Source organism: Agromyces sp. GXS1127, assembly GCF_050565425.1.
Taxonomy (GTDB): domain Bacteria; phylum Actinomycetota; class Actinomycetes; order Actinomycetales; family Microbacteriaceae; genus Agromyces.
The window spans coordinates 1-17,988 of record NZ_JBOCIG010000007.1 but is presented as its reverse complement, the minus strand read 5'-3'; the positions used below and the strand labels follow the sequence as shown (position 1 = coordinate 17,988).

The 17,988-nt window shown below is 71.9% G+C and carries 17 protein-coding genes; 5 read left to right on the top strand and 12 right to left on the bottom strand.

Features of this window, described 5'->3' with window-relative positions:
* Window positions 1-231 precede the first annotated feature (231 nt).
* Window positions 232-1,200 carry a helix-turn-helix transcriptional regulator gene (locus ACQ393_RS13300; protein WP_430647337.1) on the top strand — a complete coding sequence of 323 codons (969 nt, stop codon included), beginning with the start codon at window positions 232-234 and terminating at the stop codon, window positions 1,198-1,200.
* A 43-nt stretch (window positions 1,201-1,243) separates the two neighbouring features.
* On the opposite strand, the gene rfaE2 is transcribed toward ACQ393_RS13300, so the two are convergent.
* Window positions 1,244-2,755: a D-glycero-beta-D-manno-heptose 1-phosphate adenylyltransferase gene (gene rfaE2 / locus ACQ393_RS13295; RefSeq protein ID WP_430647336.1), complete on the bottom strand. Its 1,512-nt coding sequence runs from the start codon at window positions 2,753-2,755 to the stop codon at window positions 1,244-1,246.
* A gap of 100 nt (window positions 2,756-2,855) precedes the next feature.
* Here rfaE2 and ACQ393_RS13290 point away from each other — a divergent pair, with 100 nt between their 5' ends.
* A complete protein-coding gene (locus ACQ393_RS13290; protein ID WP_430647335.1) occupies window positions 2,856-4,001 on the top strand; it encodes a glycosyltransferase family 9 protein in 1,146 nt (381 codons plus the stop codon).
* On the opposite strand, the gene ACQ393_RS13285 is transcribed toward ACQ393_RS13290, so the two are convergent.
* The 7 genes from ACQ393_RS13285 to ACQ393_RS13255 form a co-directional block, all read right to left on the bottom strand.
* On the bottom strand, window positions 3,931-4,671 hold the full coding sequence (locus ACQ393_RS13285) for an SDR family oxidoreductase (RefSeq protein ID WP_430647334.1): 741 nt from the start codon (window positions 4,669-4,671) through the stop codon (window positions 3,931-3,933). The genes ACQ393_RS13290 and ACQ393_RS13285 overlap by 71 nt on opposite strands.
* A gap of 127 nt (window positions 4,672-4,798) precedes the next feature.
* Window positions 4,799-5,722: a PfkB family carbohydrate kinase gene (locus tag ACQ393_RS13280; RefSeq protein WP_430647333.1), complete on the bottom strand. Its 924-nt coding sequence runs from the start codon at window positions 5,720-5,722 to the stop codon at window positions 4,799-4,801.
* Window positions 5,719-6,369 carry a D-sedoheptulose-7-phosphate isomerase gene (locus ACQ393_RS13275; RefSeq protein WP_430647332.1) on the bottom strand — a complete coding sequence of 217 codons (651 nt, stop codon included), beginning with the start codon at window positions 6,367-6,369 and terminating at the stop codon, window positions 5,719-5,721. Before ACQ393_RS13275 ends, ACQ393_RS13280 begins: the two co-directional genes overlap by 4 nt.
* Window positions 6,366-7,607, bottom strand: a complete 1,242-nt coding sequence (locus ACQ393_RS13270) for a glycosyltransferase (protein WP_430647331.1) — start codon at window positions 7,605-7,607, stop codon at window positions 6,366-6,368. The genes ACQ393_RS13275 and ACQ393_RS13270 overlap by 4 nt, the downstream gene beginning before the upstream one ends.
* On the bottom strand, window positions 7,607-8,635 hold the full coding sequence (locus ACQ393_RS13265; RefSeq protein ID WP_430647330.1) for a glycosyltransferase: 1,029 nt from the start codon (window positions 8,633-8,635) through the stop codon (window positions 7,607-7,609). Before ACQ393_RS13265 ends, ACQ393_RS13270 begins: the two co-directional genes overlap by 1 nt.
* Window positions 8,632-9,726, bottom strand: coding sequence for a glycosyltransferase family 9 protein (locus ACQ393_RS13260; protein ID WP_430647329.1), 1,095 nt, complete (start codon window positions 9,724-9,726; stop codon window positions 8,632-8,634). The genes ACQ393_RS13265 and ACQ393_RS13260 overlap by 4 nt, the downstream gene beginning before the upstream one ends.
* Window positions 9,723-10,259, bottom strand: a complete 537-nt coding sequence (locus ACQ393_RS13255; protein ID WP_430647328.1) for a D-glycero-alpha-D-manno-heptose-1,7-bisphosphate 7-phosphatase — start codon at window positions 10,257-10,259, stop codon at window positions 9,723-9,725. Before ACQ393_RS13255 ends, ACQ393_RS13260 begins: the two co-directional genes overlap by 4 nt.
* 84 nt (window positions 10,260-10,343) lie before the next feature.
* On the opposite strand from ACQ393_RS13255, the gene ACQ393_RS13250 reads away from it, so the two are divergent.
* Window positions 10,344-11,303 carry a glycosyltransferase family 9 protein gene (locus ACQ393_RS13250; RefSeq protein ID WP_430647327.1) on the top strand — a complete coding sequence of 320 codons (960 nt, stop codon included), beginning with the start codon at window positions 10,344-10,346 and terminating at the stop codon, window positions 11,301-11,303.
* A gap of 20 nt (window positions 11,304-11,323) precedes the next feature.
* Here ACQ393_RS13250 and ACQ393_RS13245 read toward each other — a convergent pair whose 3' ends face one another.
* Together ACQ393_RS13245 and ACQ393_RS13240 are read right to left on the bottom strand one after the other, a co-directional pair.
* Window positions 11,324-12,229, bottom strand: a complete 906-nt coding sequence (locus ACQ393_RS13245) for a sigma-70 family RNA polymerase sigma factor (RefSeq protein WP_430647326.1) — start codon at window positions 12,227-12,229, stop codon at window positions 11,324-11,326.
* A gap of 127 nt (window positions 12,230-12,356) precedes the next feature.
* Window positions 12,357-12,968, bottom strand: a complete 612-nt coding sequence (locus ACQ393_RS13240; RefSeq protein ID WP_430647325.1) for a TetR/AcrR family transcriptional regulator — start codon at window positions 12,966-12,968, stop codon at window positions 12,357-12,359.
* 167 nt (window positions 12,969-13,135) lie between these two features.
* On the opposite strand from ACQ393_RS13240, the gene ACQ393_RS13235 reads away from it, so the two are divergent.
* Window positions 13,136-14,365, top strand: a complete 1,230-nt coding sequence (locus ACQ393_RS13235; protein ID WP_430647324.1) for an oxygenase MpaB family protein — start codon at window positions 13,136-13,138, stop codon at window positions 14,363-14,365.
* A 317-nt stretch (window positions 14,366-14,682) separates the two neighbouring features.
* Complete coding sequence (locus tag ACQ393_RS13230; protein WP_430647323.1) at window positions 14,683-15,765, top strand: helix-hairpin-helix domain-containing protein; 1,083 nt, start codon at window positions 14,683-14,685, stop codon at window positions 15,763-15,765.
* Between the two features lie 119 nt (window positions 15,766-15,884).
* Here the strand turns inward: ACQ393_RS13230 and ACQ393_RS13225 are convergent, their stop codons facing one another.
* Window positions 15,885-17,366, bottom strand: coding sequence for an Eco57I restriction-modification methylase domain-containing protein (locus tag ACQ393_RS13225; RefSeq protein WP_430647322.1), 1,482 nt, complete (start codon window positions 17,364-17,366; stop codon window positions 15,885-15,887).
* Window positions 17,367-17,455: 89 nt separating this feature from the next.
* Window positions 17,456-17,845, bottom strand: coding sequence for a hypothetical protein (locus ACQ393_RS13220; RefSeq protein ID WP_430647585.1), 390 nt, complete (start codon window positions 17,843-17,845; stop codon window positions 17,456-17,458).
* Between the last annotated feature and the right edge of the window lie 143 nt (window positions 17,846-17,988).

Sequence of the window (17,988 nt, the reverse complement as noted above, 5' to 3'; positions counted from 1 at the left end):
GGCCGGACTCCTTCCGACGGCGGGGGTGGTGCGGGGGCTTCGCGGGCGGCGCTGAATCTCGCGGTCCCCCTCCGTCGAGCTCGCGCCGCCCGCAATCCAGACGCTATGGCGCGCGTCGACCGGCCGGAGGGCGCGGCGGCGAACTGTTCCGATTCCGGATATCCAACGCGCGTCGTGCGACGTACACTTGCCGGACCCGGCACACCCCCGACGCCGGGCAAGAGGATGGTCATGGTCGGACTCGCCCGCTCCGCGTTCGACACGCGCGATCCCGAAGCCGCGTGCCGCGCGTTCGAGCCGATGGTCCCGCGCCTCGCGTTCGGTCGCGCCGACCCGGGTCGCTTCCGGGTGCGGCTGCGCTTCGACACCGCACCGTCGTTCACCGTGATCGAATACGCGTTCGCCGCCCCCGCGGCATCCGTCGCCGGTTCCGACGACCTCGTCGTCATCTCGGCCAAGGGGCGCGACTTCGATCTGCGTCACGGGCGGACGGCGGTCGACACGTCGCTGCCGTACCTCCAGCCGCGCGAGGGCCTCGCAGCCCGGTGGGACGCGGTCGCCGCGCGCGCCGTCATGCTCGACCGCGAGGGCGTCGCGGCCGTCGCGCGCACCGTCACGGGGGAGCCGGCGACCGAGCCGCGCCTGCTCGACGTGGCGCCCCGCAGCTCGGAGCTCGGCCGCTACTGGGAGCGGATCGCGCACCGAGTCCGGTCGGCCATGCTCGCCGCGCCCGAGGCGTTCGCGGAGCCCATCGTGGCGCAGGCCGCGTTCGCCCGCCTCGCGGTCGCCTACGTGTACGCATTCCAGACGGTCCGGCTCGACCTCGAGGGGCGGCGGATGCCGCCCGGCCCGCGCTCCGCGATCGTGCGTGCCGCCGTCGACCACATGCACGCGCACGCGGCCGAGCCCATCACCGTACAGGGCATCGCGGACGCGGTGCACATCTCGTCGCGTGGCCTGCACGCCGCGTTCGTGGCCGAGTTCGGCCGCTCGCCGTCGGAGTACCTCCGCGACATCCGCCTCGCGGGCGTGCGCGACGAGCTGCGCTTCAGCCCGACCGAGGAGGGCGTCGCCGTGATCGCCCGCCGCTGGGGGTTCGTGCACCTGTCGCGCTTCGCGCAGTCGTACGCCGAGGCGTTCGGCGAGCTGCCCTCCGCCGCGCGTCCGGCGGGGCGGATCGGGCGGCCCCGGCGCGGGTGACGCCCGGGCCTGCCGGGCACGGGACGCCGGCGACGCCGGTCCGTCACCGCACGCGCTCGCCGTCCGGCTCGCCCGAGGTGCGGATGCGGTGCATGAGCGAGGTCGTCGACCGATCGGGGACGTAGTCGACGAGCCGCACCTCGCCGCCGTAGGACTCGACGATCGGCGTCTCCGGCAGCATCTCGGGGCTGTAGTCGCCGCCCTTGACGTAGACGTCGGGCCGGAGCTGCTCGATGAGCGCGATCGGGGTGTCCTCCGCGAACACGGCGACGTAGTCCACCCATTCGAGCGCGGCGAGGAGGCCGGCCCGATCCTCCGCGGAGTTCACGGGCCGGTCCGGGCCCTTCAGCCGGCGCACGGAATCGTCGCTGTTGACGCCGACGACGAGGATGTCGCCGAGCTCGGCCGCCTGCCTGAGGTACGTGGTGTGTCCGACGTGCAGCACGTCGAAGCATCCGTTCGTGAAGACGATGCGGCGGCCGTCCGCGCGGTGCCGGTCGATGCGGGCCGCCAGGGGCCCGGCATCGAGCAGCGTGGCGGGGGAGCGCGCGAGTCGGGCCGCGAGCTCGTCGCCGGCGCACACCGATGTGCCCTCGTGCGAGAGCGCGATATCGGCGGCGCCCTGCGCGAGCCGGATCGCCTCCTCGAGGGGAACGTCGACCGCGACGGCCGCCGCGACGGCGGCCGTGAACGTGTCGCCGGCGCCCGACGCGAACCGCTCGGCGACCGGGTGCGCCGTCGTCGTGGCCACGGCTCCGTCGGCCGTGATGAGGATCGCGCCCTCGCGGTCGAGGGTCACGATCACGTTCGACGCGCCCGAACGCTCCAGCAGGTCCGCCGCGGACCGCACGACGCCCGCGCGGCGTTCCCGACCGCGGCCCAGGCCGCCCCCGAGCAGCCGGTCGGCCTCGTCGGAGTTCGGCACGACGACATCCGGTCGCAGGTCACGCCAGCGGGCGACCTCGTGTGCGTCCACCACGAGCGGAGGGCGGGACGGCAGGGCGCCCAGGGCGTCCGCGACGAGCTCGGGGAGATCCGGGAACCCGTAGTCGCTGACCACGACGACGTCCGCACCGGCGGCCGCCTCCCGGAGACCGGTGACGAGGGCCTCGCGCGCCGACGGGTCCGGCGTGCGGCCGACGGACCCGCCGGCCGCACCCGGGCTCTCCCGGTCGTCGTCGACGCGCGCGAGGACCTGGTCGTCGGCGACGATGCGCGTCTTGGACACGGTCCTGTGCCGCGGATCGCGATGGACCCTGCCGAGGTCGACGCCGCCCTCGGCCAGGGCCGAGGCGAGCGCATCGCCGGTCTCGTCGGTGCCGATGACGGCGACCAGCTCGCACGCCGCGCCGAGCGCGGCCGCGTTCGCCGCCGTGTTCGCCGCCCCGCCCGGCGCATCGACCTGGTCGAGCAGGTCGACCACAGGCGCCGGAGCCTCGCGGCTCAGTCGCCGGCTGCTGCCGCGCCACCATCGGTCGAGGATCGCGTCGCCCACGACCACCACGCGCGGACGGAGGCGGCGGATGCGCTCCGCCGCGGCTGCTGTCGTCTCCATGGTCTGCCCCTACCCAACCGGCACCGAGACGATGCGTCGGGTTTCGATGCGGCCTGCGCGGGGAAACGCCGTGGCAAGGACCATCCCGGAAAGGACCCGCATGCCCGCCGCCGCAGCGCCCCATCCGACCTTCGAACGAGTGCGCCGCATCGCGGTGCTGCGAGGCGGCGGCCTCGGCGACCTGCTCTTCGCGATGCCGGCGATGACGGCGCTCGCCGCGAGCTACCCGGACGCCGAGCTCGTGCTGCTGGGCACGCCGGCGCACCGGGAACTGCTCCACGGACGGCCGGGGCCCGTGCACCGGGTCGAGGTGCTGCCCGTCGCGCCGGGGGTCCGGTCGGGCGCGTCCTCCACGGCGGAGCGGATCGACCGATTCCTCGCGCGGCAGCGAGCGCAGCGGTACGACCTCGCCGTGCAGCTGCACGGCGGCGGGCGCAACTCCAACCCGTTCGTGCTCGCCCTCGGCGCTCGCCACACCGTGGGGTCGGCGACCGACGACGCGGAACCCCTCGAACGCACGCTGCGGTACGCCTACTACCAGCACGAGGTCATGCGCGGGCTCGAGGTCGCCGGCCTCGCGGGCGCCGCGCCCGTGCACCTCGAACCGGTCGTCGCCGTGAGACCCGACGAGCTCGAGCGCTCGACCCGGCTCATGCCGGACGGGACGCCGTTCGCGGTGCTGCATCCGGGCGCGACCGATCCGCGGCGGCGCTGGCCCGTCGAGCGGTTCGCGCACGTGGCCCGCGGGCTCGCGGCGGACGGACTCCGCATCGCGGTCGTGGGCGATGCGTCGGACCGGGACCTCGAGGCGGACCTCGTGCGCGCCGTCGGCGACGCGGGGGCTCGCGTCATCCGACTGGCCGGACGGATGCCCCTCGGGATGCTCGCAGCGGTGCTCGCGCGCGCCTCGGTCGTCGTCGCCGACGACAGCGGCCCTCGCCACCTGGCTCAGGCGGTCGGCGCGCCGACCGTCGGGATCTACTGGTTCGGCAACGCCATGAACGCCGCCCCGTTCGGGCGGGAGCGCCACCGGGTCCACCTGTCGTTCGTCGTCGCGTGCCCGGTGTGCGGCGTGGACGTCACCCAGGTCGGCTGGACGGTCGAGCGGTGCGAGCACGACGTCTCGTTCGTGGCCGAGGTCGACCCGGACGCCGTGCTCGCGGACGCTCGCGACCTCACGGCCAGGAGGTCTCGCCGGACGAGCACACCAGCAGCTCGCGCACCTCGCACCCGGGCGGTTGGCTGAGCGCGAACACCACCGTCGCCGCGACGTCGGCCGGGTCGTTGAGGCTGGCATCGGGTCCGGGGCGGTACTGCTCGTCGCGACCGTCGAAGAACGGCGTCCGCATGCCGCCGGGGATGAGCCCGGTGACGCCCACGCGGCCGGCGGTCTCGGCGGCGAGCGCCTGCGTGAAGCCCCGGACGCCGAACTTGGACGCCGCGTACGCCGTGGCGTCGCCGGCGCCCCGCAGCGCGAGCGTCGAGGCGACCGTCACGACGCGACCGCGCGTGGCGACGAGATGCGGCAGTGCGGCGCGCACGGTCGCTGCGGTCCCGAGGAGGTTGACCGCGATGACGCGCTCCCACTCCGCGGCGTCGACGCCGTCGAGCGGGCCGGGCCGGTCGATGCCCGCCGCCGTGACGACGGAGTCGAGGCCGCCGTGGGCCTGCGCGACCTCGTCGACGATCCGCTCGAGCTCCCGCGTCGACGAGACGTCGACGGCGTGCGATTCGTGACCGCCGCGGGACTCGGCCAGGTCGAGGACGATCGGGCGCCCGCCGGCGGCGGCGACCGCGTCGGCGATGGCGGCGCCGAGGCCGGAGGCGCCGCCGGTGATCAGCGTGCGGCCCGGGGTGCGCGGTCCGCGCGGCTCCGGCGCGGTCGCGAGATCGGGGACGGTGGACGTGGTGGTCATACGATGACTCCTCTCCGCCGCGAGGTGCGGCGTGGTCGGTTCGGGTTTCGGTCGGTCGGTCGGTCGGTCGGGTCGGTCGGTCGCTCGGTTCGCGGGTCCGTCGACCCGGGCCGGGGCGCCCGGCGGCTCAGCCGACGGCCTGCAGCGGGCGCCGGGCCGCGGCGGTCGGCGCCGGCAGGGCGGCCACCCCGCCCGCGGCGAGGAAGTCGCCCGACGCGCGGACTCCCGACGCGATCGCCTCCGACATCGTCGAGCGGCGTGCAAGCGCGAGGCCGACGGCGGAGGAGAAGCGGTCGCCGGCGCCGCACGCGTCGAGCACCTCGATCGGCTGGGCGGCCACCAGGTGGCTCGTCGCGTCGTCGAGCACGGCGGCCGCGCCGTCGGCGTCGAGCGTGAGCACGACGCATCCGCTGCCCCACCTGAGGCGCAACGCGGCCGCGGCCACCAGGGCGCTCTCCGCATCGTCGATCCGGCGGCCGGCGAACCCGGCGGCCTCGGACCGGTTCGGCGTGACGACCGCGCAGCCCTCGACGGGGTCGGCGCCGCGCGGGTGCGGATCCCACACGATCGGCTTGGACCGCGCCGACTCCGCGAGCGCGGCGCGCACCTCCGGCTCGCCGAGCAGGCCGCGGCCGTAGTCGGAGGCGATGACCACGTCGGCCGCGGCGATCGCGTCGACCACGGGGCCGACCCGGCGGATCGGCGGGATCGTCCCGCAGCCCTCGTCGATGCGTGCGACCGGATGACCCGATGCGTGCAGTCTCGTCTTGGTCGGGGTCGGTCCGGCGAGTTCGGCCGCCGCGACGCGGATGCCGCCGAGCGCGCGTCGGATCCGGTCGCCGCCGGCGTCCCGCGACAGCGCGGTGGCGAGCGTGGCCTCGACCCCGTCGGCGGCGAGCAGCGCGGCGACCAGGCCGGCGCCGCCCGCGCGCTCCCTCCGCGAGGTGACATCGACCACCGGGACGGGGCCGTCGGGGGCGAGCCGAGTCGCGCCGCCGGCGAGGTCCACGTCGAGCAGCGTGTCGCCGACGACGACGATGCGCCCGGTCACGACCGGTCCTCCAGCGCATGCTCGAAGGCCACGCAGAGCGCGTGGACGGCCACGAGTTCCGCCTCCTGCACGTTCGCGGCGGCGCCGTCGAGCGCGATGCCGTCGTCGCAGGCGGCGTGCAGCGGGTTCGGGGCGCTGCCGGTCATGCTCCAGCGGAGGAGGCCGAGATCGGCGGCGGCGGCCGCGGCGCGCAGCAGGTTGCCGCTGGAGCCGCTCGTCGAGAGCAGGAGCAGGATGTCGCCGGGGCGGCCGTGCGCACGGACCTGACGGGCGAAGACCTCGTCGAACCCGTAGTCGTTGCCGATCGCCGTCACGGCCGACGTGTCGGTGCTCAGGGCGATCGACGAGAAGGGCCTGCGGTCGTCGCGGAACCGCCCCGTGAGCTCGGCCGCGAGGTGCTGGGCCTCGGCGGCCGAGCCTCCGTTGCCGGCGACGAGCAGGCGTCCGCCGGCGTCGAGGCGCTCGGCGAGCACCCGGCCCCAGCGGGCGATGCGCTCGCGGTGGGCGTCGAGCCGGCGCACCACGTCGAGGGTGCCCTCGAGGTGGCGTTCGAGGACGGCGGCGGCGGTGGCGGCGGTGGCGTCCGCGACGGTCTCGGTGCCCGGCGCCGGCGTCGTCGCCACGCGGACGCGGGTCGTGCCGCTCATCGGACCGCTCCTCGGGTCGCGGCCGTGCCCGCCGTGCGCGGTGCGCGCAACGTGGCCAGGTAGGCGCGCTCGGTGTCGGCGGCGACCCGGTCCCACGAGTAGCGGGCGGCGACCCGCCGGCGACCCGCTGCGCCGAGCCGGGCGGCGCGCTCCGGGTCCACGACGAGCTCGCGGATCGCGTCGGCGACGGCGCGGGCGTCGCGCGGCTGCACGTGCAGCCCGGTGCGGCCGTGCACGACCGTGTCGATCAGCCCGCCGACGGAGGACGCCACGACCGGTCGGCCGCAGGCCATCGCCTCGAGCGGCACGATGCCGAACGGCTCGTACCAGGGCGCGCACACGACGAGGTCGGCGGACCGGTACACCGGCGGAAGGTCGGACTGGGGCAGCTGGCCCCGCAACTCGACACGGTCGGCGACGCCGAATCGCGTCACCAGGGCGGCAAGCCGGTCGAGCTCGGGATCCGTGCCGCCCGCCGGTGCGCCGCCGCCGACGACGAGGAGCTCGACGTCGACGCCGTCCGCGGCGAGCAGCGAGATCGCCTCGATCACGGTGCCGACGCCCTTGCGGGGCACCATCCGGCCGACGACGAGCACGCGCGGGCGGTCGCCCCGCGCCGCGGTGTCGCCGTCGGGGCGGAAGTGCTGCAGGTCGACGCCGCAGGGGATGACCGAGATCCGGTCCTGGGGGACGCCGAGCTTCTTCAGCTCGAACGCCTCGTCGGAACATGTCGCCACCACGCGGTCGGCGCCGCGGCCGACCCCGGGCTCCAGCCACTCGCGTTCGGGCGGGCTCGTGTCCGCCGCGCCCTGATGGCGACGCTTGACGACGCCGAGGGCGTGGAAGGTCTGCAGCACCGCCGGGGGATCGGCGGTGGCGTCGGCCGCGTCGAGCGTGGCGAGCCCGGACATCCAGAAGTGCCCGTGCGCCACGTCCGGCGGCCAGCCGGCCCAGTCCTCCGCGATGCCCTCGGCGAGGGCCGGCATGAACGGCAGCAGGTCGTCCTTCGCCACGTGCTCGGGCCGTCCGGCGTCGACGTGGACGACCTCCACGCCCGGCGCGAAGTCGACCGAGCGCGGCAGCGCCGCGTCATCCCTCCGCGTGTAGACGCGGACGTCGTGGCCGCGACGCGCGAGCGCCGTGGCGAGCGCCGCGACGTGCACGTTCTGGCCTCCCGCGTCCGCGCCGCCGAGCGTCGCCAGCGGGCTTGCGTGTTCCGACACCATCGCGATGCGCATCAGGTCTCCTTCCATCCGGCCGACCGCGTCGCGGCACCCGAGACGAGTGCGCGACCGCGGCCGGGAGTGCGCTCCACCTGGTCGGCGATCACCGCGTCCCAGTCGGAGAGGAATCGGGCGAGCCCGTAGCGCTCGAGCGCGGCCTCGCGGCCGGCGACGCCGAGGCGGGCGGCCTCCTCGGGGTCCGCGAGCAGCGACCGGGCCGCGGTGACGAGTTCGCCGACGTTCGCCGAGAGGAAGCCGGCGCCGGGCGGCACGGCGCGCGCGGCCTCGGTCGCCTGGAGCGCCACGACGGGGATGCCGAGTTGCATGGCCTCGATGAGCGAGAGCCCGAGCGAGGTCCACCGCATGGGGTGCAGGTAGAGCCGGCGCCGCGCCATCTCCGCGTGCAGCCGCGCGGTGGGCAGGTCGCCGCAGGGTCGCAGCCGCGCGGCGTCGAGGCCGAGCGCGCCGGGCAGTTCGTCGGCGCCCATGCCGAAGACGTCGACGCCGGCGGCGGCCGCGAAGCTCGGCAACAGGTCGGTCCCGGTGATCCGCCCGCGCCGCACCGGTTCGTTGACGACGACGGCGATGCGCTCGACATCGCCCCGGTACTGCAGCCCGGGGTCGGGCACGCCGTGCTCGATGACGGTGGTGGGCGTGCGGCCGACGTCCCACATGAGCCGGTTGAACCAGGTCACGTGCACGATGAGCAGGTCGTCGCGGTCGGCGAGCGGATGCCGCGTGGTCGCCGCCTCGGGTCTTGGGGTGTTGTGCTCGACGAAGACGGCCGGCACGTCGCGGCCCGGCCGGCGCCCGAGGAGGGCCTCGGCGAGGACCAGTTCCTCGGTGCGCTGCAGGACGACGAGGTCGACGTGCTCGTCGCGGAGCTCGGCGAGGGGCACCTCGCGCGCGGCGGGCCAGTCGCGTCCGCCCCGCCCGAGCCCCCACGGGCCGCGGTGCTCGTCGACGGGCAGCAGGTACTCGTGGGGTCCGCGGACGAACGCGTCGGTCCATCCGCCGTGCCCGTGCCAGATGAGGATCCTCATGCCGGCACCGCCTCGGCTCGGCGCGAGCCCGTCTCCGCGGGCACGGCTCGTGCCGCGTCGGCGGGACGAAGGGCGAGGACGGCGTCGGCGACGGCCGGCGCCGACACGTCGGCCAGGCACGGGTGACCGGGCACCGGGCAGTCGCGCGCGCGCGTGCCGGCGCACGCGACATCCGTCCGGCCGAACAGGACGACCGGGACCCCGTACGGTCGCCAGCACCGTTCGTCGACGACCGGTGAGAACAGGCTCACGATCGGGGTCCGTACCGCGGCGGCCAGGTGCGCCGCGCCCGTGTTGCCCGCCACGACCACGTCCGCCTGTCGCAGGACGCGGGCGAGGTCGGGCAGGGGCGTGCGGCCGCCGAGGTCGACGGCGAGGTCGGCGGCGACGGAGGCGGTGAGCTCCCGCTCGTCGGGTCCGCCGGTCACGACGACGGGCACGTCGCGCTCGGCGAGGCGCCGCACGAGGTCGCGGTGGTTCGCGGGCGGCCAGGCGCGTGCGCCGACCGCGGCGCCGGGGTGGACGGCCACGTACCGCTCCGGAAGCTCTGAGAGGTCGGGCGAGCGCTCGGGCGGCGGCTCGACGGCGAGGCGGCCGTCGTCCCCCTCGGGAAGCTCGTAGCCCGCCGCTGCCGCGATCGTGAGCGCGCGCACGACCTCGGACTGCGACTCGGGGAAGTCCTCGCCGGGCTTCAACCGGACGTCGAGGAGCGATCCCGCGTAGTCGACGGAGGCGCCGGTCACCCGCGGCACGCCGGCGAGGCGGAGCTGGAGCGCGAGCGGCAGCGGGCTCTGGTGGAACGACGTGAGCACGACCGCGGCGTCGGCCCGCACCTCGGCGAGGATCCCGGCGAGCTCCTCGAGGTGCCCGCGCGACGCGACGGGCGGGGGCGATGCGATCCACGGCGCGTCCCAGACGTGCACGGAGGCGACGCCGGGCAGCATCCGCGCCGCGGCCGCGCCGCGGGGTCCGCACAGCAGGTGCACCTCGGCGCGCGCCGCGATGGCGCGGATCGCCGGTCCGCAGAGCAGCAGGTCGCCGAGGCTGTCGAGTCGCGCGACGAGCACGCGCTCGGTGCGAACGCCCATCATGCGGCGCTCCGGTCCCCGAGCAGGGTGCGGACGGCATCGCCGGTCGTGGCGGCGACCTCCCGCGCCGCTCGGATCTCCTCGTGGCGCGTCACCTCGGTGGGGACGAGGATGCCGCGCACCCCTGCGGCCTCGGCGGCGGCCATGTCCGCGCCGATGTCGCCCAGCATCGCCACGTCCTCCGGCGCGACGCCGAGCGCGTCGCACGCGTCCATGAGGAGCCCCGGCGCCGGCTTGCGGCACGCGCACCCGTCGTCCGGATGGTGCGGGCACACGCGCCACACGTCGAATCCGCCGAACACGAGCTCGACCCGGGCGTTCACGGCCTCCACTTCCGCGGCGCCGACGAGGCCCCGGCCGATGCCGGACTGGTTGGTCACAACGCCGATGCGGATGCCATGCGCGCGGAGCAGCTGGACCGCCTGGACGGCGGTCGGCATGGGCTCGACGAGATCGGGATCCCCGTTGTACGGGACGTCGCGGATGAGCGTGCCGTCGCGGTCGAACAGCACGGCGCGAGGGAGGCGATGGTCCATACCGTGGCGCTACCCAGAGGCGGTCGGGCGAAACGACGCGGGAGGGGGGTTCCCTTCCCGGCCCCGAGGTGGCATCCTGTCCCGATGTCCGCGCGCGGAGCCGATCGACCGATGCTCCTGGCGCTTCGCGCGCTGAAGCTCGGCGACCTCCTCGTCGCGGTGCCCGCGCTGCGCGGGCTGCGGCGCGGCTTCCCCGAGCATCGCATCGTCCTGGCGACGAGCTCGTGGCTCGCCCCGCTCGTCGAACTGGTCGATGCCGTGGACGAACTGCTGCCCGCGAACGGGCTGGACGACCCGCTCGACCTGCCAGGGCGCCCGGTCGACCTCGCCGTGAACCTGCACGGACGCGGCCCCGAAAGCACCCGGCTCCTCGCCGAGACCGGGCCGCGACGGCTTCTGGCGCACGCCCCCGACTCGCCGGAGGGACCGCAGTGGATCGAGGGGATGCAGGAACGGGAGCGCTGGGTGCGGCTGGTGCGGGCGTGGGGCGCATCCGCGGATGCGGCGGACGTGGGGATCGCCCGGCCCGGCACCGACCCGGCGGTCGGCGAAGCGGTCGTGGTGCACGTCGGCGCCTTCCACGGCGCCCGACGCTGGCCCGTCGAGCGGTTCGCCGCGGTCGCCCGAGCGTTCGCCCGAGGCGGCCTGCCGGTCGTCGTGACCGCGGGCCCGGAGGAGCGCAAGCGCGCCGAGGCGGTCGCCCGGGCGGCCGGGCTTCCGGATGCCGCGGTCCTCGCCGGTCGGCTCGACCTCGCGGGGTTCGCGGCCCTCATCGCCGATGCCCGGCTCGTCGTCTCCGCGGACACCGGCGCGGCGCACCTCGCGACGGCCTACGCGCGGCCGTCCGTGGTGCTCTTCGGCCCTGCGACGCCGGAGGAGTGGGGCCCGCCCGACACCGGTCGGCACGTCGTGCTGACCGACCCGTCGGTCCGTCGCGGCGAAGTCTTCACCGACGAGCCCGACCCCGCCCTGCTCGCGGTCGGCGCCGACGACGTGCTGGCCGCGGCGGAGGACCTGCTCGCCCGCGCGGCGACCCGAGCCTGAGGCGCGTCGCCGCGGCGGGGTCAGGCCGCGAGCGCGTCCGTGTCCGGTGCGAGATCGACCGGTCGGCCGGCCCGCTGCGGGACCGGAGCCGTGCCGCCGCGCGCGGACCCGGCTCGTCGCTCGGCGGACGCGCCGCCCTCGAGCTCGTGCCGCATGCGCTCGAGCGTCGCCTTCAGGAGCCGCGAGACCTGCATCTGCGTGACGCCGACGTCGGCCGCGATCTCGCGTTGCGTGCGCTCCTCGACGAAGCGCAGGTAGAGGATGCGGCGTTCCCGTTCCGGCAGGTTGCGCGCGGCACGGCGCAGCGTGACGCGGATCTCGGCGCGTTCGAACCCCGGATCGTCCTCGCCGCCGGCGATCGCGCCGGGTTCGGCTTCCTCGCGACCGCCCGCCGCCACGTCGAGCGATGCGGGGCGGAGGTTCTCCCTCGCGCGCATCGCCTCGCCGACGTCGAGCGGCGTCGCGCCGAGGTGCCTGGCCAGTTCGGCCAGGTCTGCCGGGCGGCCGTGCAGCTGCGAGAGCTCGCCGCTCGCGGCATCGAGCCGGACGGCGAGCTCCTGGACGCGACGCGGCGGCTTCACGAACCATCCGGCATCGCGCAGGTAGTGCTTGATCTCACCCATGACCGTCGGGATGGCGAAGGCCACGAAGTCGTCGCCGACCTCGGGATCGTAGCGGCGAACCGCGTGCACCAGGCCGATGCACCCCACCTGGCGCAGGTCCTCCTGCTCCCGGTAGCCCGGCGCCACGCGCCGGGCGATCCCCGCCACGAGATCGAAGTGCGCGCGCACGATGGCGTCCTCGATCGCTCCGCGCCGTCGCCCGCGCAGCCGCGGCAGTTCCGCCAGGCATGCGTCGGTCCAGCGTTGCCGCCGGAGCCGTGCGCCCGTCCGCTGCTCCTCACGCCGTGTCCTGCTCGAGTCCATCATCGCCTCCTCCTCGTGATCGCGGGGGGTGTCCTCGAAGAGAAGCACCACCGACGGTTCGCAGAAAGACGCTTGCCAAGACGGAGAAGAGGAAGTAGTCGGGGTCGAGACGAGGATGCGGGCGGCGTCAGTCCGTTCCGAGGACTTCGGGGATGGTGCGTCGCGCGAGCGAGATCTGCGTGCTGCTGAGCAGGGTCTCGAGCTGCTCGCGAGAGATGTCGCCCGCAGTGAGCCAGCGGCGCGTGATGGTCGTGGCGTAGGCGGAGTACCCGCGCAGTGCAGCGCGGACGGCCGGGTCGTCACGCACCTCGTGCAGACCCGCCGTCTCGCAGATCTGGTCCGACATGCTGTCGATGTAGGCGTCGACGATCCGAGCCAGGTCGGGGTCGAGCGAAGAGTTGAGGAAGCCGGATGCGGCGAGCCATGTCTCGCGACCGCGGGCGATCTTGTCCACCCAGGCGGTGGTGCCCTGTCGGATCCGGTCCTCGACCGTCGCGCCCTCGACGAAGGCGGGCGCCAGGAGCCGCGGTGCCCCGAGCAGGCGTTCCACGACGGCGAGGTACAAGGCGCGCTTGGTGGGGAAGTAGTGGCCGAGCAGTCCGCGGCTCACGCCGCACGCGTCGGCGATCTCGCCGGTCGAGACGTCATCGTAGGCGCGCGTGGCGAAGACGGTGCCGGCCGCGGCCACGATCTGGTTGCGCCGCTCGTCGGGTGGGAGGCGGTGACGCGTTGTCCCCATGCGGCCATCCTGCCGTACGCCTCCCGCCAGGACCGCGAGCCCGGCGAGAAGCTCCGGAGTCCACCCGTATCGGCAGATCGTCGGTAGTTATTGTCGATCTGCCGATAAGGCAATACGATGCGCAGAAGCCGCACCGTCGCGGCAGCTGGAGGACAAGGGAGTTCGATATGCCAGATCTCAGTCGACGCAAACTGCTGCTCGCAGGTGGAGCCCTGGGTGCCGCAGGTGCTCTCAACGCGATCTCGCCGGCACACGCATGGACGTGGTCCTCGGCTGGGTCCATCGCCGCGACCGATACCGTTCGCGACCCGCGGTACGTCTGGGACGACCTCACCGACCCGGTCATCGCCGACCTGCTCGACCGCGGCGGCGTCCCCGGCGTCAACGCACTGCTCAAGCCCTGGGTCTACAACTGGCAGTCCCCGTCGTGGCTCCTGCCGTCCGACGTGAGGCGTGTCGTCAACGAGGCGCGCAGGCTTCCCGACTGGGCGGACCTCGGCAAGCTCGATGTCGCGTACCGGTTCGCCACGAAGCGTGGGCTGTACCTCGGCGTCCTCTACGGAATGAACAGCGGCATGATGAGCGCCGCGATCCCGCGCGAGGCCCGGGCCGTGTACTGGTCGAAGGGCGGTGCCGACATCAGGGATCGCATCGCGAAGACCGCGAAGCTCGGGTACGACATCGGCGACTTCCATGCCTACCGGCCGGACGGGAAGATGATCGTCACGTGCGTCAAGACGCGCCTGACGCATTCCGCCGTGCGTCACCTGCTGCCGCAGTCGCCGTACTGGATGCAGGTCGCCGACGAGCCGGAGAAGCGGCCGATCAGTCAGTTCGACATCCTCATCACGTGGCACAGCCTCGCCTCGTCGGTCATGCAGAAGCTCGACGAGTGGGGTGTGGAGATCCCGCAGAACGAGCGGGATGCCTACCTGCACCTGTGGCAGGTGACGGCCCACATGCTGGGTGTGATCGACGAATTCATCCCCTCGAGCTGGGAAGAGGCGGAGTTGCAGCGCCAGCAGGTGCTCGTTCCGATCCTGGCCCGCACGGATGAGGGGGTGAAGCTCGCCGACATGCTGGTCAACCTCGGCCAGTACATCGACTTCTCCCTCGTCACCCAGCCGCTGTTCGAGGCCGTCACGCGCTACATGCTCGGCGACGAGGTGACCGACATGCTCGAGCTCACCCGTCGCCCGGTCCTCGAGGCGACCGTCGAGGAGGTGTGGCCGGTGTTCATCAAGCTTCGCGAGGCCGGCCTGCCGCTGCCCGGCGCGCCGGCGCTGTACACCGCGTTCGAGGAGCTGATCCGGAAGTTCGCGCTCTTCTACCTCGAGCCGTTCCAGCAGATCAACATCGACATCCCGACGCACAACAACGCGAATCACCCCTACTGAATCCTCGTCGGGGCCGCGTGGTGCGGCCCCCGGCGGGTTCACGCACGTGGTGACACGTCGACGTGCAGGTGAAACGACGAAACCCCCGGTCTCCCGGGGGTTTTCGTTGTGGCTCCGACCGGCATCGATCCGGTGACCTTTCGATTTTCAGTGAGCCTGGGCGGTTTCCGCTCAGTTCTTGTTGTCGCGATATCGCGCTGATCTGGGATTCTTCGACACCGTTACAGTTGGTTTCAGTTCGTCTTCGCGCACTTAATGGCACATTAATGGCACAAGATCTGCTGCGGGTGCGTGACGTCGCAGGTCCTCTGCCTCGGATGGTCGGCCTGCTCGTGGTCGCCACGTTGGTGCCTGTGCCCGGTCGAACTCCGTTACTGTCGATTCGCGTGAGCGATTCTATTGAGCATATGCGCGGGGTTGGGACCAGACTCAAGAAGGTTGGAATTACCGATCTGGATGGACTTGCTGCATTGAACCGACGCGAGGTCCTCGCGATTCCGGGAATTGGTGAGTCATCGCTTGTAACTATCGTCGCTGCCCTGGCTTCAACTGGACGCAGCCTCGCAGCCGATCCCTACGCCTCGTACACCTGCGCTCGAGACTCAGCGCCTGCGCGAGACAGCGAGCTGCGGTCCTACTTCTTGTGCGAGGCGTGCCGTCAGGCGTTTTCGGCGGACGCGTTCAGCGGTCGCGATCCGGAGTGGATCTCGGGGGAGCAGATCGAGGGCTATTGCAGTCATTGCAACACAGAGACGGTCGTGAGCCTCACTCAGTGGTTCCTGTGCGGCACGTGTGATCGGGTGATCCGCTCGCTGGGTCGCGGCATCGCTTCGGCGCGATACGTCGAGACTCAGTGGCGGGAGCTTCTTGGCGACCTCGCGGAACTGGAGTTGTCCGAAGTCGACCCCGTAACACTCCAGCCGCGAGGACTGCGCTCCGACCCCAACAGGGTGGCGACCGCGGATTTTGTCGCGCGCTCCGCCAACGGCTCAGCGCGCCTCGGGCTCGAGCTGAAGAGCGGTCGGAGCTCGCTTCCGCACGGAGGAGTTGGTTCTCCCATGGCCCAGTTCCAGCTCGACACAACGGACTGTGACGACATCGTCAGTGCTGCTTCGGATCTGGAAGCCCCGGTCTTCCTGCTTCACGCGCAGGTCATTGGGCGCGCGCAAGCGCCAACTGAGCGGTTCGTAGGTGTCGGGCTATGGTTCGCGCGGCCGTGGGACATGATCGACAATCTTGTCGATGTGCGTCGACGTCCTCGGGAGACCCGGGATGCCGCCTACTACAAGACGGGCATGTTCCGGCCATTCTCGCAGTTCGTGACGTATCTGGAAGATGAATTCGATCAGGACGAGGCGATCATGCGTGAGGAAGGCTTCCCACTTCTGTACAGCAGGTAGCGGCTGCCAGCGGGGCCAAAGCGTGATCCGCGGCCAGTACGCCGCGCCTGCCCAACCTGAGAATTGATGTGGAGGAAACGCTCATGGGTGCTATCGAGCGTTGATGATGGCCGGCAGTCTCAGGCTGCGATTTGTTCCCGCACAGCTTCGTCTACCTCCGTTTGCATGATTGCGCCGGTCTTTCCGAGCGCTCGAAGCATGTTTAGGCTCGGGTATCTCATTGAGCGGAGGTCGGTCGCGTTCACCTGGGTGTGCCCTGAGAACGTGCGGAAGAAGCGATCGACCAACGACGAATTGAGCCAAACGGTGAGACCCCGCGCGAGAGCCTCATCGAGGCCAGCGCCTCGAATGTGGAATACATTGAGGTGATTCTCGAATGCAACCCTCCCTCCAGCCATCATGGGTGACCATACGCCGGCGACGATGCGACGTCGCTCCTCCTTTGCGCTGAACCTCTTAACTGCGACGTACCATCCGTCCGGAACAAGTAGGTTCTGATCTCTTGGCTCGGTCGTCGAGAACCACTGAGGCTTGCGGATTTCCCTCGGCCAATCGATTTTGCCTTCCCGAATGTTTCCCGGGTAGATGAGAGGGACCGCGCCGTCAGTCGCGTCGTGATGCAGTGCATGACGTGACCTGAAGTCGACAACCCGCCCAGTAGACACTTCCACGCCAAGGTCGCTTAGGCTGCTGGGTAGCGAGAGCATGAGTTCCGCCGTTGCCATATCCTCGGCATCTGTCGCGAGTCGAATGAACTGGTGCGGGTCGTGCGGCTGGACGACCTCGTCATAGGGGACGGTGCGCCGCGAAGTCGCGTCGGTATGGTCGCGACTAACCGAAAGCTCGACTTGTTGACGATCACCGTCAATCGTTCCCGCGAAGATTACGTTCTCTTGAAGGACGCCGGTGTCTGCAAAGACGGTCGAGCGCGACTCGAATACGTGAATGTGGTCTAGTGCGACACGGCTCAGAAAGAATCGGCGGAAAGTGGAGAAGTATGGGCCGTTGAAGAACGACCGAGGGGTGATTGCGACAATCTGACCCCCGGGTCGAAGAGCGGACACCGAGAGCGCGAGGAACGCAGCGTACAGGTTCGGGGCATCGACCCCAGACCCACGCATCGCGCGCCGGTGTGCGCTCGACACAGCGAGCTTTCCGTATGGCGGGTTCTCAATAACCAAGTCGAACTCGCCCAAGCTTGGTAGCAGTCCATCCATACCGGTCGAGCCGAGGATGAAATCCGCCTCGATTATTCGAACCGACAAACGTCCACTAGATGCACTCTCGCATGCTCCGAGGGTTGCCCGTAGGTGCGGGATGACCGTGGGATCGCGTTCGAGCGCGACCACCTCTATCGAAGATTCGGGACGTTCTGCGAGTACGCGGGCGATAACCGCGGCCGACAGCATGCCTGATCCGGCTCCAGGATCGAGTACACGCAGCGTATCAACAGGCGGGAGCTTCGCCATCGATGCGATGAGCTGCGCGGCGGGGGCCGGCGTGAAGAACTGCCCCAGCTCACCTTGCCTTGCGCCATCAAGCGCGCCAAGCGCAGCGAGACGCTCTCGTTCCGCGTGGTCCAGTACATCGGTGAGTTCCACAACAACACGGTAGCCCTTGCCCACGACATCGAAGTGCGACCCGTCCACGAGTCGCGCCGCAGCGTGGCTCTCCCAAGGCGTCGGCGCTTCTAACGTCCCCGCAGTTCAGCTCGCAGCGCCGCGAGCGTCGGGCCGCCGGGTGAACCCACATGCCACATCTCCCAACCTCCGTATCCCGTGGAGGTATCCGCGCCCAGGGACGCACCAGCTGCGCGCGATGGCGCCTTGTATCCGACACCGTCGACGATGATTTGACCGTCTGATGCAACCGTGCCAACACCTTGCCGTCCGGCACGTGTGCAGTGCAGTTCTGTTCCGGCATGGAGCAGCCCTTCCGCAACTAGGTCCGCGACGGTTCCTCGGATTGCAGCGCGCGTGAATCCCGTTGAGGGGAGCTCATCTTCGTCGTTGCGGTAGACGTCGATTCCAGCGAGGCGAACCGCAGCCAAGATCGAGGACAAGAGCGCATCCAATGACATCTGCATGTGAGGTGGCAACGTGGCATCCCCGTCAGATTTCCCCTTCGCCACCACGATCCCGGGAATGGGTCTGCTGCACGAGTAGGTGACATCTGAGTTGGCTTGTCCTGCGGGACGGGCTGGAAGGATGTCATCGTGCCCAA